This is a genomic window from Azorhizophilus paspali (genome assembly GCF_043587585.2).
GTDB classification, from domain to species: Bacteria; Pseudomonadota; Gammaproteobacteria; order Pseudomonadales; family Pseudomonadaceae; genus Azotobacter; species Azotobacter paspali.
Genome location: NZ_CP171449.1, coordinates 1,001,209 through 1,019,353, shown reverse-complemented (window position 1 = coordinate 1,019,353; position 18,145 = coordinate 1,001,209). Strand labels below are relative to the sequence as shown.

Genomic DNA, 18,145 nt, shown 5'->3' with positions numbered 1-18,145 from the left:
TGAGGAGAACACAGGAATGGCCTTCGTCGTCACCGACAACTGCATCAAATGCAAGTACACCGATTGTGTTGAAGTCTGCCCGGTAGACTGTTTCTATGAAGGGCCGAACTTCCTGGTCATTCATCCGGACGAGTGCATCGACTGCGCGCTCTGCGAGCCCGAGTGCCCCGCCCAGGCGATCTTCTCCGAAGACGAAGTACCCGAAGACATGCAGGAGTTCACCCAGTTGAATGCCGAACTGGCGGAAGTCTGGCCGAACATCACCGAGAAGAAGGATCCGCTACCGGACGCCGAGGACTGGGACGGTGTAAAGGGCAAGCTGCAGCACCTAGAGCGCTGAGCCGATATGAAACGCGAGGACCCGCCAACCGGCGGGCCCTTTCTGTTAGCCGGCAGGAACCTCAGAACTCGACCGAGCGCTCCCGGATCGAGGAGCACGGCGGCCTTGCCGCCCTTGCGGTCGGGCTCGCTGCGCCGCCGGGCGGCACGGGCAGCGAAGCGATCTTGGCGACTCACATACTCTACCCCCGCCCGCCGACTCTCAATGCCGAAATCACGTTGGACAGCTCGGCTACCTGGGTATCCAGGTTCGCGGCATCCCTGGCCGATTGCCGGACCAGTTCGGCGTTGCGCTGGGTAACCTCGTCCATCTGTGTGACCGCCTGGTTGACAAGCTCTATGCCACGGGTCTGCTCCTTCGAGGCGGCGGCGATCTCGTTCATGATGCCGTCGACCTCGAGTACCGCCTCGACCACCTGCCGGATGGCTGCCTCGGCCTTTCCGACATGCCGTTCGCCGGCATGATTCTCGCGGCTCGACACTTCGATCAGGGCATGCACGTCCTGCGCCGCAGCCGCGCTCCGGGTTGCGAAGTTGTGCACTTCGTTGGCGACCACCGCGAAACCACGACCTTACTCACCAGCCCAGGCTGCCTCCACCGAGGCGTTGAAGGCGAGAACGTTGGTCTGGAAGGCAACGCTATCGATGAGCTGAATGATCTTGGCGATCTTCCCGGAACTGCTGCTGATCCGCTCCATGCTCTGCACCACGGACTTTATCGCCGAGCCGGTGGCCTGAACCTCTTCGGCGGCCATATGGGACAGGGAACTGGCCTACCTCGCATTGGCTGCGTTCTGCTGCACGGTAGCGGTAACCGCTGACCTCGATGAAACCGGGGCAGCATAAGTGATGCGCCCTTTCAAGTCAGTCCTGGAAAGCAGGTTCCGATCGTCCTTCAACTCGTATTCATGCTGGGTGACAAGACAATTGGACTTCACGTCATGCTCCCTGAGTTAGGCATGCAGGGAGTGGAGCGCCAGGAGAGGCGGCAATCGGATAGGGGCGCCATAGGAGAGCTTCAGGCAATAAGCGCGCCATACGCGGCAAGGCCTGATTTCTTCAAGAAGGACTGTTCGAAGAAACAAGAAAAATGCGGGTTTCCCCACAAGTCTTCAAAACCGTATTGATGCTTTTATGACATCAAAGCTGCCTCGAAACAGCTTGGGAAGCGCCTGGACGAGATCCATCCCTGGCCCACTTCCCCGGGAGAAAACGCTTCTTGAATGGAATAGCGGAGCCAGGCCGGGCGACAGCGATCGAGGCCGTTCAATGCCGGAGCCAAACGCCAGCAGGAAGAGTGGGGACAGCGGAGCCTGTGGTTCGAGCGACCAGCGAATATTTCCACCGCCAGCAGGCTTTCGATAAGCAAAATGCTTGTCGCCGGAAACGAAAAAGGTGGAGGCATATCTTCCACCCTTCTAATTCCCGAGCAGATCAGGAACCGCAAGCCGCTCGATCAATCACACAGCAAGTGCACGGAAGACACGCGACGGCTCGCTCTGTGAGGCTTGCACGCCAGCCGAGCCGGAATTTTTTCCGGCCAGCCGCACATGCATTTTTTCACTGGAACAGCGCATCGCTGGAAAGGCCATTCTTCTCGAGGATCTCCCGCAGACGCTTGAGCGCCTCGACCTGGATCTGGCGAACCCGTTCGCGGGTCAGGCCGATCTCCTGCCCCACCTCCTCCAGCGTGCAACTCTCGTGGCCGCGCAGACCGAAACGGCGTACCACGACTTCCCGCTGCTTCTCGGTCAGGTCGAACAGCCACTGGTCGATACTTTGCGACAAATCATCGTCCTGCAGCAGGTCACAAGGATCGGAGGGGCGATCATCGGTCAGCACGTCGAGCAGGGTCTTGTCCGAATCCGGACCCAGCGAGACATCGACCGAGGTGACCCGCTCGTTGAGTCCGAGCATGCGCTTGACCTCGGCGACCGGTTTTTCCAGCAGGTTGGCGATTTCTTCCGCCGAAGGCTCGTGATCGAGCTTCTGGGTCAGTTCACGCGCCGCCCGTAGATAGACATTGAGCTCCTTGACCACATGGATCGGCAGACGAATGGTGCGGGTCTGGTTCATGATGGCCCGCTCGATGGTCTGGCGAATCCACCAGGTGGCGTAGGTCGAGAAACGGAAGCCGCGTTCCGGATCGAACTTCTCCACTGCCCGGATCAGGCCCAGATTCCCCTCCTCGATCAGGTCGAGCAGCGACAGGCCCCGATTGACATAGCGGCGGGCGATCTTGACCACCAGTCGCAGGTTGCTTTCGATCATCCGCTTGCGGCCAGCCGGGTCGCCCCGCTGCGCCAGCCGAGCGAAATGCACTTCCTCCGCCGGTGTCAGCAGCGGCGAGAAGCCGATTTCATTGAGGTAGAGCTGGGTCGCATCCAACGCCCTTGTGTAGTCGATGTACTTGTGCTGCTTCAGGTTCGCCTGCCTGGACTTCGCGACGAGGAGGTCCGGCTCATCGTCCAGGACATCCTCCAGCACGATGTCGGCGTCCATCAGAAGCACATCATCGTCCACATCAAACTCCGGCGCTTCTTTTGCTTTTATATTGAGAGCCATCGTTGTCGTCCCCTGCTATGTTCAGCAACAAGCTTCGGTGCCACCCTCCCATGGCTGGACACCCAAGCCCTTATTCTGACTGGAACGGGCTACAACGGTTCACCGGGAGGGTAGATATTGCAGAGGATCCACAGGTTTTCCCTGGCGGCGGATCTCGAAATGAAGCTTCACCCGATCAGTACCCGTCGACCCCATTTCGGCAATAACCTGCCCCGTCTTCACCTGTTGTCCTTCCCGGACCAGCAGCCTGCGGTTATGGCCGTAAGCGCTGACGTAAACATCGCTATGCTTGATGATGACCAGCTCGCCGTAACCCCGCAAACCACCTCCGGCGTACACAACTGACCCATCAGACGCAGCCAGGACAGGCTGGCCCAATTGACCGCCGATATCAATGCCTTTATTCAAACTGCCGTTTGAGGAAAAGCGTCCCACCAGAGGGCCTTCCGCCGGCCAGGCCCAGCCGGACCGCGATCGGGCGGACAGCGCCGGCTGTGCAATAGGCGCCTTTGTCGCAAGCGGCGGCTGAACCTTTCCGGAGTCCGGCTTGACCGGTGTCACCGCTACGGCAGCCTGGCTGGTGGCTGGGACAGTTGGAGCAGGGGGCGCCGCCGGGACTGACGGCCGGGCTGCCGTAGAGGCAGCGGCTTGCCGCACCGGCCCCAGTTGGATCTTCTGTCCCGGATGAATCACGTAGGGCGCAGCGATGCCATTGTGGGCGGCCAGTTCGCGCCACTCCCAGCCATAGCGCATGGCGATGGACGAGATCGACTCGCCACGCCTGACCACATGTTGCCCGCTGGTGACGCGCGGAACCGACCGGCGCTCCGCCACCTGCACGTTGTTCCAGGAGGAACTGGCGCAGCCGGCCAACAGCAGGGCGAGGACGATCCCCCCCAGCACGCTCCGAACGGTACAGCCACTACTGCGAAGTTGAAAAACTCTGAAACTCACCCGCGCCTCCCCTTTCCGATGACTCTGGAATTTCGACGAACCCGATTATTCGGCCAAGTTACTTGCCGGCTGGCGACGCCCGACCGGCCTGCTCGATACCAGGATCAACCCGAAGAAGAACGACCGGAGCGGGATCGACCGATGCTCCGGCAGCCAGGTGACCGGGCGTGCCAGGCTGAACACTTTGTCCGGAATGCCGCTCGGAAGAATCAGCAGCAAGGTCGCAGGCACATTGCCAGGCCGGTGTGGACGTGCTCGCGCAACAGTTCGTCATAGATACCGGCGACGAAAGCGACCGCCCCCCCGAAACGCCGGGGGCGACATTCGCCGCCCCCATGGCGACACCCTTCAGGAAAAGCAGCAAGGAAGATTTCACGGAGCCCATCCGAACGGTCAGAACAAAGAACCTTGGAGCAGGGGTACGAACCGCACGGTTTCCAGCGCATGACGGCGGAAGCCGCCATCGGGCTCGCGCACGATAAGAAACAGTTGCTGCTTGGCGCCGCTGCCCACTGGTATCACCAGGCGCCCGCCGGGAGCCAGTTGATTCAAGAGTGCGGAAGGGATATCCGAAGCAGCGGCCGTGACCATGATGCCATTGTAAGGAGCCAGCGCCGGCCAGCCCTCCCAACCATCGCCCCAGCGAAAGACAACATTACGCAGGTTGAGTTCGAGCAGCCGCTCCTTGGCTCGCGCCTGCAACGCCTGAATCCGCTCGACGGAAAACACTCGCTCCACCAGTTGTACCAATACCGCTGTTTGATAACCCGAACCGGTACCGATCTCGAGCACCTTGTCCAGGCGGTCGCCGCCGAGCAACAATTCGGTCATGCGTCCTACCATGTAGGGCTGGGAAATCGTCTGGTTGTGACCGATCGGCAACGCCGTGTCCTCATAGGCCCGGTGCGCCAGGGCCTCGTCGACGAACAGATGGCGTGGCGTGCGACGAATCACCTCGAGCACTGGACTGCTGGACAGGCCCTCTTCGTAGAGACGCTGGATCAGACGCTCGCGGGTACGCTGCGAAGTCATGCCTATACCGCTGTGCGACAGGTCGTCGGGCCGGCGGCGCATCAGAGCAAGTCCTCCAGCCAGCTGTCGAGGCCGGCGAAGGCTTCGTCGAAGGTACGATCGAGTTGCAGCGGGGTGATGGAGACGTACCCCTGCATCACGGCGTGAAAATCGGTTCCCGGTCCGCCATCCTCGGCATCGCCGGCAACCGAGATCCAGTAGCCCTCCTTGCCGCGCGGATTGACCATCTTGACCGGTGCCTTGGCCCGGGCGCGGTGGCCGAGGCGGCACAGGCGGATGCCGCGGATGCGCTCCAGGGGAAGGTTGGGAATATTCACGCTGAGCACGGTGCGCGGCGGCAGTGCGAGCCGCTCGTGGTGCTCGACCAGGGTACGGGCGATATGCGCGGCCGCCGGCAGGTTGTCCGGCTCGCGCGAAAGCAGCGAGAAGGCAAAGGCTGGTCGCTTGCAGAAGCGCCCTTCGATGGCGGCTGCAACGGTCCCCGAATAGAGTACGTCGTCCCCCAGGTTGGCCCCTAGGTTGATGCCGGACACCACCATGTCCGGGACCGGGTCCAGCAGACCGTTGAGTCCCAGGTGGACGCAATCGGTAGGGGTTCCGTCGAGGGCGATGAAGCCGTTCGACAGTAGCTGCGGGTGCAACGGCCGGTCCAGGGTCAGCGAACCGCTAACTCCGCTCATGTCCTTGATGGGAGCGACGACGACACATTCGGCCATGTCGGCCAGGGCATCGTGAAGTGCAGCTATGCCAGGAGCAAGAGCCCCGTCGTCGTTGGCGATCAGAATACGCATGAAGTGTCCCTTAAGCCTGCCGGCCACAGATCGACGAGCTCGCGGACCACGACAGTGGCGAAGCAGCCGGCCGGCAGGACGAATTCCAGTTGTAAGATGTCGATGGCGGAATAATGCCACGCCAGCCGGTCGATGGGGAGGCGCAGTATGCGCCGCTCATGCAGCATGCCCGCTTCCCCCAGCCAATCGCCGAGCGGCGCCTCGCACCGGCCGACGACATCCTCCAGCACCTTGGTCGCCGCGCCGGCCGGGGAGTCGCCCGCCCCCCAGAGCGGGCCGGTGGGATGCAGGTCGAGCAGCGCCAGGCGCGGGTCGGCGCACTCCTCCACGCCCGCCGGGAAGAAACTGCGGCTATCGGTGAAAGCCAGCAGGTCTCCCGGCTGCGCGCGATTCCAGTCGCCCACCGCGACCCGCTCGGCCAGCACCCGGTTGAACAGGTAGCTGCGCGCCGCCGAGAGCAGACGCGAGCGCAGGTTGCGTTGCGCAGGCAGTTCCCGCCGCGCAGCGAAAACCTTGGCCTCGGCGAGATTGCCGCCGTCCTCGCCGAAACGCTGCAGGCCGAAATAGTTGGGCACTCCTTGGCGGCGGAGTTGTTCCAGACGTGCATCCAGCGCCGGACGATCGGCGGCGAGACGAGTCAGCCGCAGCTTGAAACCGTTGGCTGCATGGGCGCCACGTTGCAATTTCCGCGAGTGGCGGACGCGTTCGAGGATACGTAGGCTGTCGTCCTCCGCGGCCACGAGGTCAGGATCGGCCTTGCCCGGCAGGTGCAAGCTGAACCATTGGCGGGTCAGCGCCTGGCGATCCTTCAGACCGGCATAGCTGATCGCCCTCAGCGGCATCCCGGCGGCGCGGGCCAGGCGCCGAGCCGCTTCCTCGGTATTCAGCCCGCGCTTTTCCACCCACAGCCAGAGATGCTCGCCCTGCCCGCTCAGGGGAATGTCCAGCACCTCGTCGACCTGGAAGTCCTCGGCGCAGGCCTTGAGCAGTGCCTGGCCGCAGGCTTCGCCATATGCCCTGGGACCGAGCAGTTCGGACTCGGTCATAGCGCCAGCAACAGAGCCACCGCATGCACGGCGATCCCTTCCTCGCGGCCGGTGAAGCCGAGCTTTTCGGTGGTGGTAGCCTTGACGTTGACCTGCTCCACGCCGACCTGCAGGTCCTCGGCGATCGACAGACGCATGGGTTCGATATGCGGAGCCATTTTCGGCGCCTGCGCGACTATGGTGGCGTCGACATTACCGACCCGCCAGCCCTTTTCCCGCACCAGCGCCACGACATGGCGCAATAGCACGCGACTGTCGACACCCTTGAAGCGAGGATCGGTGTCAGGGAAATGCCGGCCGATGTCGCCCAGCGCCGCGGCGCCGAGCAGCGCATCGCAAAGTGCGTGCAGCAACACGTCGCCGTCGGAATGGGCGAGCAGCCCGAAACAATGAGGAATCCGCACCCCGCCGAGAGTGACGAAATCACCCTCGGCGAAACGGTGCACGTCGTAGCCGTGTCCGATACGCATGATAGGAACGCCCTGGAAAGTCGGGCCGCGATTCTACAGGACTCGCCCCCGGTGGGAGCCAACCTGCGCCTACGGATTCAGCCCGGCGGCATGATGACGCAGGTGGTCGTCGATGAAACTGGCGATGAAGTAATAGCTGTGGTCGTAGCCGGGCTGCAGACGCAGGGTCAGCGGATGTCCGACGGCGCTGGCCGCGACCCGCAGGGCTTCAGGCTTGAGCTGGTCGGCGAGAAAGCCGTCGGCGTCGCCCTGATCCACCAGGATCGGCAGACGTTCCCGTGCCCCAGCGAGCAGTTCGCAGGCGTCCCAGCCTTTCCAGGTTTCGCGGTCCGCACCCAGATAGTGGCTGAAGGCCTTTTCCCCCCAGGGGCAGTCGATCGGGTTGGCGATCGGCGCGAAGGCCGACAGCGAACGGTAGCGCCCCGGATTGCGCAGGGCGCAGACCAGCGCGCCATGGCCGCCCATGGAGTGGCCGCTGATGCCGCGCCGATCGCTCACCGGGAAGCTGGTTTCGATCAAAGCCGGCAATTCGTGCACTACGTAATCGTGCATGCGGTAGTGCCGCGCCCAGGGTTCCTGGGTGGCATTCAGGTAGAAGCCGGCGCCATGGCCGAAATCCCAGGCGCCGTCCGGATCGCCCGGCACTCCAGCGCCGCGCGGACTGGTGTCCGGGGCGACCAGCACCAATCCCAGCTCCGCGGCGAGCCGGTGCGCGCCGGCCTTCTGCATGAAGTTCTCGTCGGTGCAGGTCAGCCCCGACAGCCAGTAGAGCACCGGCAACCGGCTGCCCCGCTCCGCCTGCGGCGGCAGGTAGACGGCGAACGCCATGTCGCACTGCAGGGTAGCGGAGCGGTGACGGTAGCGGTCATGGCGGCCGCCGAAGCTTTTCTGGCTGGAGAGCAGTTCAAGGGTCATGGGTGCGCCCTGGGCAATATCACAAAATGGAACGTCCACGCCGGAACGTGGACGCGATCTCGCTCAGAAGTGGATGACGGTACGGATGCTCTTGCCCTCGTGCATCAGGTCGAAGGCCTCGTTGATCCGCTCCAGGGGAAGATTGTGGGTGATGAAGATATCCAGCGGGATTTCGCCCTTCTGCGCCTTCTCCACATAGCTCGGCAGTTCGGTACGGCCGCGCACGCCGCCGAAGGCGCTGCCGCGCCAGACCCGTCCGGTGACCAGTTGGAACGGCCGGGTGCTGATCTCCTGGCCGGCCCCGGCCACGCCGATGATGGTCGACTCGCCCCAACCCTTGTGGCAGCACTCCAAGGCCGCGCGCATCAGTTGCACGTTGCCGACGCACTCGAAGCTGTAATCCACGCCGCCATCGGTCATCTCGATGATGACCTCCTGGATCGGCCTGCCGTGATCCTTCGGGTTGACGAAGTCGGTGGCGCCCAGTTGTCCGGCGACCTCGAACTTGGCCGGATTGATATCGATGGTGATGATTCGCGAGGCCTTGGCCATCTTCGCACCGATGATCGCCGCCAGACCGATGCCGCCCAGGCCGAAGATCGCGACGCTAGAGCCCTCGGTGACCTTGGCGGTGTTGAGCACCGCACCGATACCGGTGGTCACACCGCAGCCGAGCAGGCAGACCTTCTCCAGCGGCGCGTCCTTGGGAATCTTCGCCAGGGAGATCTCCGGCAGCACGGTGTACTCGGAGAAGGTCGAACAGCCCATGTAGTGGTAGAGCGGCTGGCCCTGGTAGCTGAAGCGGGTGGTGCCGTCCGGCATCAGGCCCTTGCCCTGGGTGGCACGCACCGCCTGGCACAGATTGGTCTTACCGGATTTGCAGAATTTGCACTCGCGGCATTCGGCGGTATACAGCGGAATCACATGATCGCCCACCTGCAGGGAGGTCACGCCCTCGCCCACCGCCTCGACGATGCCGCCTCCTTCGTGGCCCAGAATGCAGGGGAAGATACCTTCGGAGTCCTGCCCCGACAGGGTGTAGGCATCGGTATGGCAGACACCGGTGGCGACAATGCGTACCAGCACCTCGCCCTTCTTCGGCGGCGCCACGTCCACTTCGACGACTTGCAGCGGCTGGTTCGGGCCGAAAGCCACGGCGGCACGGGACTTGATGGTCATGAATACGTTCTCGATGAGCTGAAAAATCCAAAGTCTAGAGCATTTTTGTCCTGACTAGTGGTTGTGGCCAAGCCGGGATCGAGCAGCCAAGCTGAACACAAGCGCGGAGTCGGCAAGTACTGGAGGTGGCTTATGGGATGGCGTCGAGGGCAGGCCTACGGGCAGGATCTGCGTGATCGGGTGCTGGCGGCCGAGGGCTCGATTCGCGAGGTGGCCAGTCGCTTTGCGGTGAGCGACTCCTATGTAGCGCGGGCACGCTCGCGACAGCAACTGGGCCAGGTCAGTGCCGGGGTCCAATGCAACCATGTCCCCCCTCGACTCCAGGGGCTCGAAGGGGTACTGACCGAGCGCATGGCCGCCGCGCCCGAGCAGACGCTGACGCAGTTGTGTCAGTGGATCGAGGCCGAGCATGGCGTGCGGGTGAGCCTGACCACGATGTGGAAGACTCTGGGACGGTTGGGGCTGACGCTCAAAAAAAGTCATTCCAGGCCACCGAGCAGCAACGTGCCGACGTAGCGCAGGCGCGACACGCCTGGGCCGCCGAGCAGTCCCGACTTGACGTGCGCCACGTGGTGTTTCTCGACGAGACCTGGGCGAGCACGAACATGAGCCCGAGCCGGGGACGTTCGCCACGTGGGCGGCGCTGTCCGAGACATGTGCCCCATGGCTATTGGAAGACGACCACCTTCGTCTGTGCGCTGCGCAGCGACGGGCTGGTCGCCCCGCTAGTGCTCGATGGGCCGATCAACGGGCGAGCATTTCGCGCCTGGATCGAGCAGGCGCTGGCGCCCAACCTGGGTGCCGGGAACATGGTGGTGATGGACAACCTCGGCTCGCACAGGGTTGCCGGTGTGCGGGAGGACATCCAGGCACGAGGTGCCGAGCTGCGCTATTTGCCGCCGTACAGTCCAAACTACAACCCGATCGGGCAGGTGTTCGCGAAGCTGAAGGCACTGCTGCGCAAGGCCGCTACCCGCACGGTTGGTACCCTGTGGTCGGCCATCGGCACCTTGCTGGAGCGCTTTCCGGCCGCCGAATGCGAACGTTACATCCGTCATTACGGTTATGGCTGGTCTGGGTGAAAAGGCTCTAACGGAAGGCGGTGGCAACCAAGGGTTCCATCCTTGCCGCAGCCCGGTCGGCGGACGACAGGCAACCGACCTTGGCATGACAAACTTTTTAAATATTCCTGCTTCATCGTCATTCGTTAAACGAATATATTCGGCCCTCCCGCGCAGTGCCTGATGGAAGATACCGAGACAGCTCGGAGCGCACGGGAGTCCACGCTAGCGCTTTCGGACCCAAGCCTGCTGCAGCCAGAGCAAGTCCTCCGGGCGGGTGATCTTCAGGTTGTCGGCCCGTCCCTCGATCAGCCGAGGGGCGTACCCGGCCCATTCCATGGCGGAGGACTCGTCGGTGATCGCCACGCCTGTCCGCAACGCATCGTCCAGAGCCTGGCGCAAAGCCCCCAAGCGGAACATCTGTGGCGTATAGGCCTGCCAGATCGTCGAGCGATCCACGGTCTCGCGCACCCGGCCGTCGGCATCGGCACGCTTCAAGGTGTCCCGCGCCGGCACCGCCAGCAGCCCGCCCAGCGGATCGTCGGCCAGTTCGGCCAGCAGCCGATCCAGATCGACGCGGGCCAGATTCGGCCGTGCGGCATCGTGCACTAGAACCCAGTCCGCGGCATCCGCGCCCCGAGCGGCGAGCAGTTGCAAGGCGTTGAACACCGAATCGGCGCGCTCGCGGCCACCGGCGGCGCGCAAGATACGCCCATCGTCGGCACACGGCAGCCGTGGCCAATAGGGATCGTCCTGCGCCACGCTGACTGCCAGCCCTTTCAGTTGCGGGTGGCCGAGGAAGCAGTCGAGGGTATGTTCGAGAATGGTCCTGCCGCCGAGCGGCAGATATTGCTTGGGACGATCGGCACGCATGCGGCTGCCGATACCGGCGGCCGGGATCACGGCCCAGAAGAATGGCAAATCGGGAATGTTCATTCGGTCAGCAGGTACAAGGTTTCGCCTTCCTTGAGCATGCCGAGTTCATGGCGGGCGCGCTCCTCGACGGTTTCCATCCCCTTCTTCAATTCGCGCACCTCGGCCTCGAGAATCCGGTTGCGCTCGTGCAGGAGTTTGTTCTCGCCCTGCTGTTCGGCGATCTGCCGCTTCAGATCCGCCACCTGCGCCAGGCTGCCATCGCCCACCCACAGGCGATACTGCAGCCCCCCCAGCAGCAGGGCCAGCACGACGAAAAGCCAGTAATGACTACGCAGAAATGACATGTCGACACTTCGCTCGGGTACCGGGGCCTGAAGGCCTCTTCCGCTCTCTGCTCATGGATTCGCTCGCCCGACACGAAAAGGGGCAGCTTGCGCCGCCCCCCTCCAGCATGCCGCGGTTCAGCCGCGGAATTCGGCGCGCCCCCGGTACGGAGCCTTGGCGCCCAGTTGCTCTTCGATACGCAGGAGCTGGTTGTACTTGGACACGCGGTCGGAACGGCACAGCGAGCCGGTCTTGATCTGGCCGGCAGCGGTGCCCACGGCCAGGTCGGCGATGGTGCTGTCCTCGGTTTCGCCGGAACGGTGCGAGATCACCGCGGTATAGCCGGCGGCCTTGGCCATTTGGATGGCCTCCAGGGTCTCGCTCAGGGAACCGATCTGGTTGAACTTGATCAGGATCGAGTTGGCGATGCCCTTCTCGATACCCTCCCTGAGGATCTTGGTGTTGGTCACGAACAGGTCGTCGCCGACCAGTTGCACCTTGGTGCCGATCTTATCGGTCAGCCCCTTCCAGCCGGCCCAGTCGGACTCGTCCATGCCGTCTTCGATGGAAATGATCGGGTAGCGCTGGGTCAGGCCGGCCAGGTAGTCGGCAAAACCGGCGGCATCGAAGGCCTTGCCCTCGCCGGCCAGATCGTATTTGCCGTCCTTGTAGAACTCGCTGGAGGCGCAGTCCAGGGCCAGGGTCACGTCGCTGCCCAGCTTGTAGCCGGCCTTGCCGACCGCCTCGGCGATGGCGGCCAAGGCATCCTCGTTGGAACTCAGGTTCGGCGCGAAGCCGCCTTCGTCACCCACCGCGGTGTTGAGGCCACGGGCTTTCAGCACGGCCTTGAGGTTGTGGAAGATCTCGGCGCCCATGCGCAGCGCGTCGGCGAAGCTCTTGGCACCGACCGGCTGTACCATGAACTCCTGGATATCGACGTTGTTGTCGGCATGTTCGCCGCCATTGATGATGTTCATCATCGGCACCGGCATGGAGTAGACGCCCGGCGTGCCGTTCAGGTCGGCGATGTGCGCGTAGAGCGGCACGCCCTTGTCCTTGGCGGCCGCCTTAGCGGCGGCGAGGGATACGGCGAGAATCGCGTTGGCGCCCAGGCTGGCCTTGTTCTCGGTGCCGTCCAGTTCGATCATCGCCCGGTCGAGCGCCTTCTGGTCGGCCGGGTCCTTGCCCAGCAGCAGGTCGCGAATGGGGCCATTGACGTTGGCCACGGCCTTCAACACACCCTTGCCCAGATAGCGGGCCTTGTCGCCGTCACGCAGCTCCAGTGCCTCGCGGGAACCGGTGGAGGCGCCGGACGGAGCGCAGGCGCTACCGATGATGCCATTGTCGAGAATCACGTCGGCTTCCACGGTGGGGTTGCCACGGGAGTCGAGCACTTCGCGTCCCTTGATATCGACGATCTTTGCCATTGTTGTTCAACACTCCATAGATAACTGCAAGCGACAGGGTTCAAGCTGTTTCGATTGGCGGGAATTTCTTGACCAGCGAGTCCAGTTGCACGAGTTGGGCGAGGAAGGGCTCAAGCTTGTCCAGGCGCAGGGCGCAGGGGCCGTCGCACTTGGCGTTATCGGGGTCCGGATGGGCCTCGAGGAACAATCCGGCCAGCCCCTGGCTGATACCGGCCTTGGCCAGGTCGGTGACCTGGGCGCGGCGGCCGCCGGCGGAGTCGGCACGCCCGCCCGGCATCTGCAAGGCATGGGTCACGTCGAAGAACACCGGGTATTCGAACTGCTTCATGATGCCGAAGCCGAGCATGTCGACCACCAGGTTGTTGTAGCCGAAGGAGGTGCCGCGCTCGCAGAGGATCAACCGGTCATTGCCGGCCTCCTCGCACTTACGCAGGATGTGCTGCATCTCCTGCGGAGCGAGGAACTGGGCCTTCTTGATGTTGATCACCGCGGAGGTCTTGGCCATGGCGACCACCAGGTCGGTCTGCCGGGACAGGAAAGCCGGCAGTTGCAGGATGTCGCAGATCTCCGCCACCGGCGCTGCCTGCCAGGGCTCGTGCACGTCGGTGAGCACCGGCACGCCAAAGGCCTTCTTCACCTCCTCGAAGATCCGCATACCGTCTTCCAGGCCGGGGCCGCGGAAGGAGGCGATAGAGGAACGGTTGGCCTTGTCGAAGCTGGCCTTGAACACGTAGGGAATGCCAAGTTTCTCGGTGACCCGCACGTACGCCTCGCAGACCTTCAGCGCCAGATCACGGGACTCCAGCACATTCATCCCGCCGAACAGCACCATGGACTTGTCGTTGGCGATCTCGATAGAACCGACTCGAATGGTCTTCTGGGTCATGTCAGGCCTTCCGGGCTTTCTGCGCGAGCGCGGCATTGACGAAACCGCTGAACAGCGGATGGCCGTCGCGCGGGGTGGAGGTGAATTCCGGGTGGAACTGGCAGGCGACGAACCAGGGATGGTCGGCCACCTCGATCACTTCCACCAGGGCACCGTCGCCGGAACGGCCGGTGACCTTGAGGCCGGCCTCGATCAGGTGCGGCAGCAGGTTGTTATTAACCTCGTAGCGATGGCGGTGGCGCTCGACCACCTCGTCCTTGCCGTAGCACTGGCGTACCTGCGAGTTCGCCTCCAACTGGCACTCCTGAGCCCCGAGGCGCATGGTACCGCCCAGGTCGGAAGACTCGCTGCGTACCTCGGTGGCACCGGTGGCGTCCTGCCACTCGGTGATCAAGCCGATCACCGGATGGCCGCAGGACTTGTCGAACTCGGTGGAGTTGGCGTCCACCCAGCCCAGCACGTCGCGGGCATACTCGATCACCGCCACCTGCATGCCGAGACAGATGCCCAGGTAGGGAACCTTGTTCTCGCGGGCATACTTGACCGCGGCGATCTTGCCCTCCACTCCGCGCAGGCCGAAGCCACCCGGCACCAGGATAGCATCGGCGCCCTCCAACAGCTCGGTGCCCTGGTTCTCGATGTCTTCCGAGTCGATGTAGCGCAGATTGACGCGGGTACGGTTCTGGATGCCAGCGTGCCCCATGGCCTCGATTAGCGACTTGTAGGCATCCAACAGCTCCATGTACTTGCCGACCATGGCGATGGTGACTTCCTTCTCCGGATGCAGCTTGGCGTCGACCACGCGCTCCCATTCGGAGAGGTCGGCGCTCCCGCACGCCAGGCCGAAGCGCTCGACGACGATATCGTCGAGACCCTGGGCATGCAGCACCGAAGGAATCTTGTAGATGGTGTCGACGTCCTCCAGGGCGATCACCGCACGCTCCTCCACATTGGTGAAGAGGGCGATCTTGCGCCGCGAGGAAATGTCGATCGGATGGTCGGAACGGCAGATCAGCACGTCGGGCTGCAGGCCGATCGAGCGCAGCTCCTTCACCGAGTGCTGGGTCGGCTTGGTCTTGGTCTCGCCGGCGGTGGCGATGTAGGGCACCAGGGTCAGGTGGATCAGCATCGCGCGCTTGGCGCCGACTTCCAGGCGCAACTGGCGGATCGCCTCGAGGAACGGTTGGGATTCGATGTCGCCGACGGTACCGCCGATCTCCACCATGGCCACGTCGGCGTTGCCAGCACCCTTGATGATGCGCCGCTTGATCTCGTCGGTGATGTGCGGAATGACCTGGATGGTGGCGCCCAGGTAGTCGCCGCGGCGCTCGCGGCGCAGCACGTCCTCGTAGACGCGGCCGGTGGTGAAGTTGTTGTTGCGGGTCATGGTGGTGCGCACGAAGCGCTCGTAGTGCCCCAGGTCGAGATCGGTCTCGGCCCCGTCGTGGGTGACGAACACTTCGCCATGCTGGAAGGGGCTCATGGTGCCCGGATCGACGTTGATGTAGGGATCCAGTTTGAGCAGGGTGACCTTCAGTCCCCGCGCCTCCAGGATGGCCGCCAAGGATGCCGATGCAATGCCTTTCCCCAATGAAGAAACAACACCGCCCGTGACGAAGATGTAGCGCGTCATGAATAACCCTAGAAGTCTGCGTTTAAGCGGCCGGCGCCGCCGGGGGAAGCGAAGAGCGATTGCGCACAGTGCGACAACAGCAAAGCATTGCGGGTTCCCTGGCCGGAGCCCGCAGTAACGATATAAGACGGGAGAGTAGTCTACCGGAAAGGGGTTTTCAGCTCAAACTTCGACGCCGCCCGGCGGTTTCCAAAGCAGCCGCCAGGCCCCGTCGACCGGCCCGTCGAGACCGGGCAGCGCGGCCACGGCGAGCAGTTCGCCCATCCGATAGAGCAGCGGCAGGCGGCTACGGGCGAAGGCCGGAAGCCCACGCTCGTTGAGCAGGCGCTTGAGGTCGCGGTGGCCGCGTCCCGGCACCTTCAGCGCTTCGCCGCCCAGCCGGTAGCGAACTTCGAGAGGACCATCCGGCACCTCGCCCTGCAAGCGCAAAAGGCCATTGCCCGGCAGCGCTAGGGGCTCGGCCGGCCGGCTCCAGGCCAGCGGTCCGCCAGGTGGACGCAGCCAGTCCCCGGCAAGCCACCAGATCCGTCCCGTCCCGCGGCGCAGTTCTCCGCCCGCCAGCCGCCAGAGCGGCGCCGCATCCGGCGCCGCATCGCGCAGCGCCTCCCAGCCCGCCCAATGGGCGCTATCCGGCAGAGCCGTGAAAGGAGCCAACCAATGGCGCAGGGCATTGCGCTGACGCGCCGGGGATAACGCGAGCAACGGCGCCAGGGCCAGCGACGGCGGCCCGAGCCAGGGGAGACCGCCCTCCCCCCCGCGGTGGCCAGATCCAGTTGCGCCAGATCGTCCAGCAACTCCCGAGCCTCGGCCATGTGCGCCGCGCTGCGGGCCATGTTGCGCACGGCCTGCGGCCAGCGTTCGACCAATGACGGCAATACACGATGACGCAGGAAGTTGCGGGAAAAGCGCAAATCCCGGTTGGACGGGTCCTCGATCCAGTGCAGGGCCCGCGAGACGGCGTAATGCTCCAGCTCGCCGCGGGAAACCTCCAGCAGGGGCCGCACTAGCCAGCCGCGGCCGAGCGGGCGCAGCCCCGGCATGGCCGCCAGGCCGCGCACGCCGGCGCCGCGCAGCAGGCGGAAGAGCAGCGTTTCGGCTTGGTCGTCGAGGTGCTGGGCGGTCAGCAACACCTCATCCGCACCGAGCGCCTCGGCGAAGGCCCGATAGCGCGCCTCGCGGGCGGCCCGCTCGAGGCTGGCGCCGGCCACGACGCGGACCCGGCGTATGACCAGGGGAATCCCCAACTGCGCGCAGACCTGCCGGCAGTGCTCCGGCCAGTCGTCAGCCACGCTCTGCAGGCCGTGATGCACGTGGAGGGCGGTCAGCGGCGGCAAGGCGTGATGCCGGGCAAGCCCTGCCAGCAAGTGCAGGAGCACGCAAGAATCCAGCCCGCCGGAAAAGGCCAGGCGCCAGGCCGGCGCCTCTCGCCAGGGTGTCAGGGCGGCGAGCAGGCGGGACTCCAGGGTCATGCCGGGAAAACCGAGAAAGCCTCAGCGCGGCGCAATGGAAACCGCCACACGGCGGGCCATGCACCCGCAAGACGCCGGACGTATCGGGTATTTTCGCCCGCTCCCAACGGAGTAGCGCCGCTCGATCCGCATCAAGCCCTGCCGTAACTCATCAGACGCTCGTAGCGCTGCTCCAGCAGGCTGTCGGCATCCAAGCCACGCAGACTTTCCAACTGGACCAGCAGCGTCTGACGGACGCTCTCGGCTGTGGCGGCCGGATTGCGGTGGGCGCCACCCAGGGGTTCGCCGATCACTTCGTCGACGATGCCGAGCTCCCTCAAACGCACGGCGGTGATGCCCATCGCCTCGGCGGCGTCGGCGGCCTTCTCGGCGGTGCGCCAGAGGATCGAGGCGCAGCCTTCCGGCGAAATCACTGCATAGGTGGAGTACTGCAGCATGTTCAGGCGGTCGCAGACACCGATCGCCAGCGCGCCGCCGGAACCGCCCTCGCCGATCACCGTGGAGATAATCGGCGTCTTCAGGCGCGCCATCACCCGCAGGTTCCAGGCAATGGCCTCGCTCTGGTTGCGCTCTTCGGCGTCGATGCCGGGATAGGCACCGGGCGTATCGATGAAGGTCAGGATCGGCAGCTTGAAGCGCTCGGCCATCTCCATCAGACGGCAGGCCTTGCGGTAGCCTTCGGGGCGCGGCATGCCGAAATTGCGGCGGACCTTCTCGCGCACGTCGCGGCCCTTCTGATGGCCGATGACCATGACCGGCTGGTCGTCCAGGCGCGCCACGCCGCCGACGATGGCGGCATCGTCGGTGAAATGGCGGTCACCGTGCAGCTCCTCGAACTCGGTGAAGATGTATTCGAGGTAGTCGAGGGTGTAGGGTCGCCGCGGATGCCGCGCCAGTTGAGCGATCTGCCAACTGGTCAGGTTGCCGAAGATGCTCGCGGTGAGCGCATGGCTCTTGTCCTGAAGGCGGGAAATCTCGTCGCTGATGTTCAGCGCATTGTCATCGCCGACCAGACGCAGCTCTTCGATCTTGGCTTGCAGGTCGGCAATCGGCTGTTCGAAATCCAGAAAATTTGGGTTCATAGGTTTCCGTCTTGAGTCGACGGCCTGGCGGCCGTTTGCTGTTCCATTTGGCGCCTCAACCTTACGGGATCGGGCACCTGGCGTCGAGGATCGGAG

General features: G+C 64.1%; 18 protein-coding genes and 2 pseudogenes. 3 read left to right on the top strand and 17 right to left on the bottom strand.

What is annotated here, in order from left to right; genetic code table 11:
- Positions 1-16 precede the first annotated feature (16 nt).
- On the top strand, positions 17-340 hold the full coding sequence (gene fdxA, locus ACGI6K_RS04985) for a ferredoxin FdxA (protein ID WP_376943980.1): 324 nt from the start codon (positions 17-19) through the stop codon (positions 338-340).
- A gap of 181 nt (positions 341-521) precedes the next feature.
- Here the strand turns inward: fdxA and ACGI6K_RS04980 are convergent.
- From ACGI6K_RS04980 to ACGI6K_RS04935, 10 genes and pseudogenes are all read right to left on the bottom strand, one after another.
- Positions 522-1,094: pseudogene (locus ACGI6K_RS04980) on the bottom strand (methyl-accepting chemotaxis protein).
- Between the two features lie 805 nt (positions 1,095-1,899).
- Positions 1,900-2,904 carry an RNA polymerase sigma factor RpoS gene (gene rpoS / locus ACGI6K_RS04975; RefSeq protein WP_376943982.1) on the bottom strand — a complete coding sequence of 335 codons (1,005 nt, stop codon included), beginning with the start codon at positions 2,902-2,904 and terminating at the stop codon, positions 1,900-1,902.
- 99 nt (positions 2,905-3,003) lie between these two features.
- Positions 3,004-3,858, bottom strand: coding sequence for a peptidoglycan DD-metalloendopeptidase family protein (locus ACGI6K_RS04970; RefSeq protein ID WP_376943984.1), 855 nt, complete (start codon positions 3,856-3,858; stop codon positions 3,004-3,006).
- Between the two features lie 45 nt (positions 3,859-3,903).
- Positions 3,904-4,041: a hypothetical protein gene (locus ACGI6K_RS04965; RefSeq protein ID WP_377969359.1), complete on the bottom strand. Its 138-nt coding sequence runs from the start codon at positions 4,039-4,041 to the stop codon at positions 3,904-3,906.
- A 210-nt stretch (positions 4,042-4,251) separates the two neighbouring features.
- Positions 4,252-4,932 (bottom strand): protein-L-isoaspartate(D-aspartate) O-methyltransferase, encoded by a 681-nt coding sequence (locus ACGI6K_RS04960; RefSeq protein WP_376943988.1) that lies wholly within the window; start codon positions 4,930-4,932, stop codon positions 4,252-4,254.
- Positions 4,932-5,681, bottom strand: a complete 750-nt coding sequence (surE, locus tag ACGI6K_RS04955; protein WP_376943990.1) for a 5'/3'-nucleotidase SurE — start codon at positions 5,679-5,681, stop codon at positions 4,932-4,934. The genes ACGI6K_RS04960 and surE overlap by 1 nt, the downstream gene beginning before the upstream one ends.
- The gene (gene truD, locus ACGI6K_RS04950; protein ID WP_376943992.1) at positions 5,669-6,727 is read right to left on the bottom strand and encodes a tRNA pseudouridine(13) synthase TruD; all 1,059 of its coding nucleotides are present in this window, start codon (positions 6,725-6,727) and stop codon (positions 5,669-5,671) included. The genes surE and truD overlap by 13 nt, the downstream gene beginning before the upstream one ends.
- Positions 6,724-7,197: a 2-C-methyl-D-erythritol 2,4-cyclodiphosphate synthase gene (ispF, locus tag ACGI6K_RS04945; protein WP_376943994.1), complete on the bottom strand. Its 474-nt coding sequence runs from the start codon at positions 7,195-7,197 to the stop codon at positions 6,724-6,726. The genes truD and ispF overlap by 4 nt, the downstream gene beginning before the upstream one ends.
- Positions 7,198-7,266: 69 nt before the next feature.
- A complete protein-coding gene (gene fghA / locus ACGI6K_RS04940) occupies positions 7,267-8,112 on the bottom strand; it encodes an S-formylglutathione hydrolase (RefSeq protein WP_376943996.1) in 846 nt (281 codons plus the stop codon).
- A 63-nt stretch (positions 8,113-8,175) separates the two neighbouring features.
- Complete coding sequence (locus ACGI6K_RS04935; RefSeq protein ID WP_376943998.1) at positions 8,176-9,291, bottom strand: S-(hydroxymethyl)glutathione dehydrogenase/class III alcohol dehydrogenase; 1,116 nt, start codon at positions 9,289-9,291, stop codon at positions 8,176-8,178.
- 132 nt (positions 9,292-9,423) lie between these two features.
- Between ACGI6K_RS04935 and ACGI6K_RS04930 the strand changes: the two genes are divergently transcribed.
- A complete protein-coding gene (locus tag ACGI6K_RS04930; protein ID WP_420492554.1) occupies positions 9,424-9,807 on the top strand; it encodes a winged helix-turn-helix domain-containing protein in 384 nt (127 codons plus the stop codon).
- The gene (locus ACGI6K_RS04925) at positions 9,729-10,373 is read left to right on the top strand and encodes an IS630 family transposase (RefSeq protein ID WP_420492553.1); all 645 of its coding nucleotides are present in this window, start codon (positions 9,729-9,731) and stop codon (positions 10,371-10,373) included. The genes ACGI6K_RS04930 and ACGI6K_RS04925 overlap by 79 nt, the downstream gene beginning before the upstream one ends.
- Positions 10,374-10,577: 204 nt before the next feature.
- Here ACGI6K_RS04925 and ispD read toward each other — a convergent pair whose 3' ends face one another.
- From ispD to ACGI6K_RS04890, 7 genes and pseudogenes are all read right to left on the bottom strand, one after another.
- Positions 10,578-11,288: a 2-C-methyl-D-erythritol 4-phosphate cytidylyltransferase gene (ispD, locus tag ACGI6K_RS04920; protein WP_376944002.1), complete on the bottom strand. Its 711-nt coding sequence runs from the start codon at positions 11,286-11,288 to the stop codon at positions 10,578-10,580.
- The gene (gene ftsB / locus ACGI6K_RS04915) at positions 11,285-11,572 is read right to left on the bottom strand and encodes a cell division protein FtsB (protein WP_012702393.1); all 288 of its coding nucleotides are present in this window, start codon (positions 11,570-11,572) and stop codon (positions 11,285-11,287) included. Before ftsB ends, ispD begins: the two co-directional genes overlap by 4 nt.
- A 117-nt stretch (positions 11,573-11,689) precedes the next feature.
- A complete protein-coding gene (gene eno / locus ACGI6K_RS04910) occupies positions 11,690-12,979 on the bottom strand; it encodes a phosphopyruvate hydratase (RefSeq protein WP_376944005.1) in 1,290 nt (429 codons plus the stop codon).
- Positions 12,980-13,019: 40 nt separating this feature from the next.
- Positions 13,020-13,865: a 3-deoxy-8-phosphooctulonate synthase gene (kdsA, locus tag ACGI6K_RS04905; RefSeq protein WP_376944007.1), complete on the bottom strand. Its 846-nt coding sequence runs from the start codon at positions 13,863-13,865 to the stop codon at positions 13,020-13,022.
- 1 nt (position 13,866) lies between these two features.
- The gene (locus tag ACGI6K_RS04900; RefSeq protein WP_376944009.1) at positions 13,867-15,498 is read right to left on the bottom strand and encodes a CTP synthase; all 1,632 of its coding nucleotides are present in this window, start codon (positions 15,496-15,498) and stop codon (positions 13,867-13,869) included.
- Between the two features lie 162 nt (positions 15,499-15,660).
- Positions 15,661-16,967 (bottom strand): annotated as a pseudogene (gene tilS / locus ACGI6K_RS04895) (tRNA lysidine(34) synthetase TilS).
- A 131-nt stretch (positions 16,968-17,098) separates the two neighbouring features.
- Positions 17,099-18,049: an acetyl-CoA carboxylase carboxyltransferase subunit alpha gene (locus ACGI6K_RS04890; RefSeq protein WP_376944013.1), complete on the bottom strand. Its 951-nt coding sequence runs from the start codon at positions 18,047-18,049 to the stop codon at positions 17,099-17,101.
- Between the last annotated feature and the right edge of the window lie 96 nt (positions 18,050-18,145).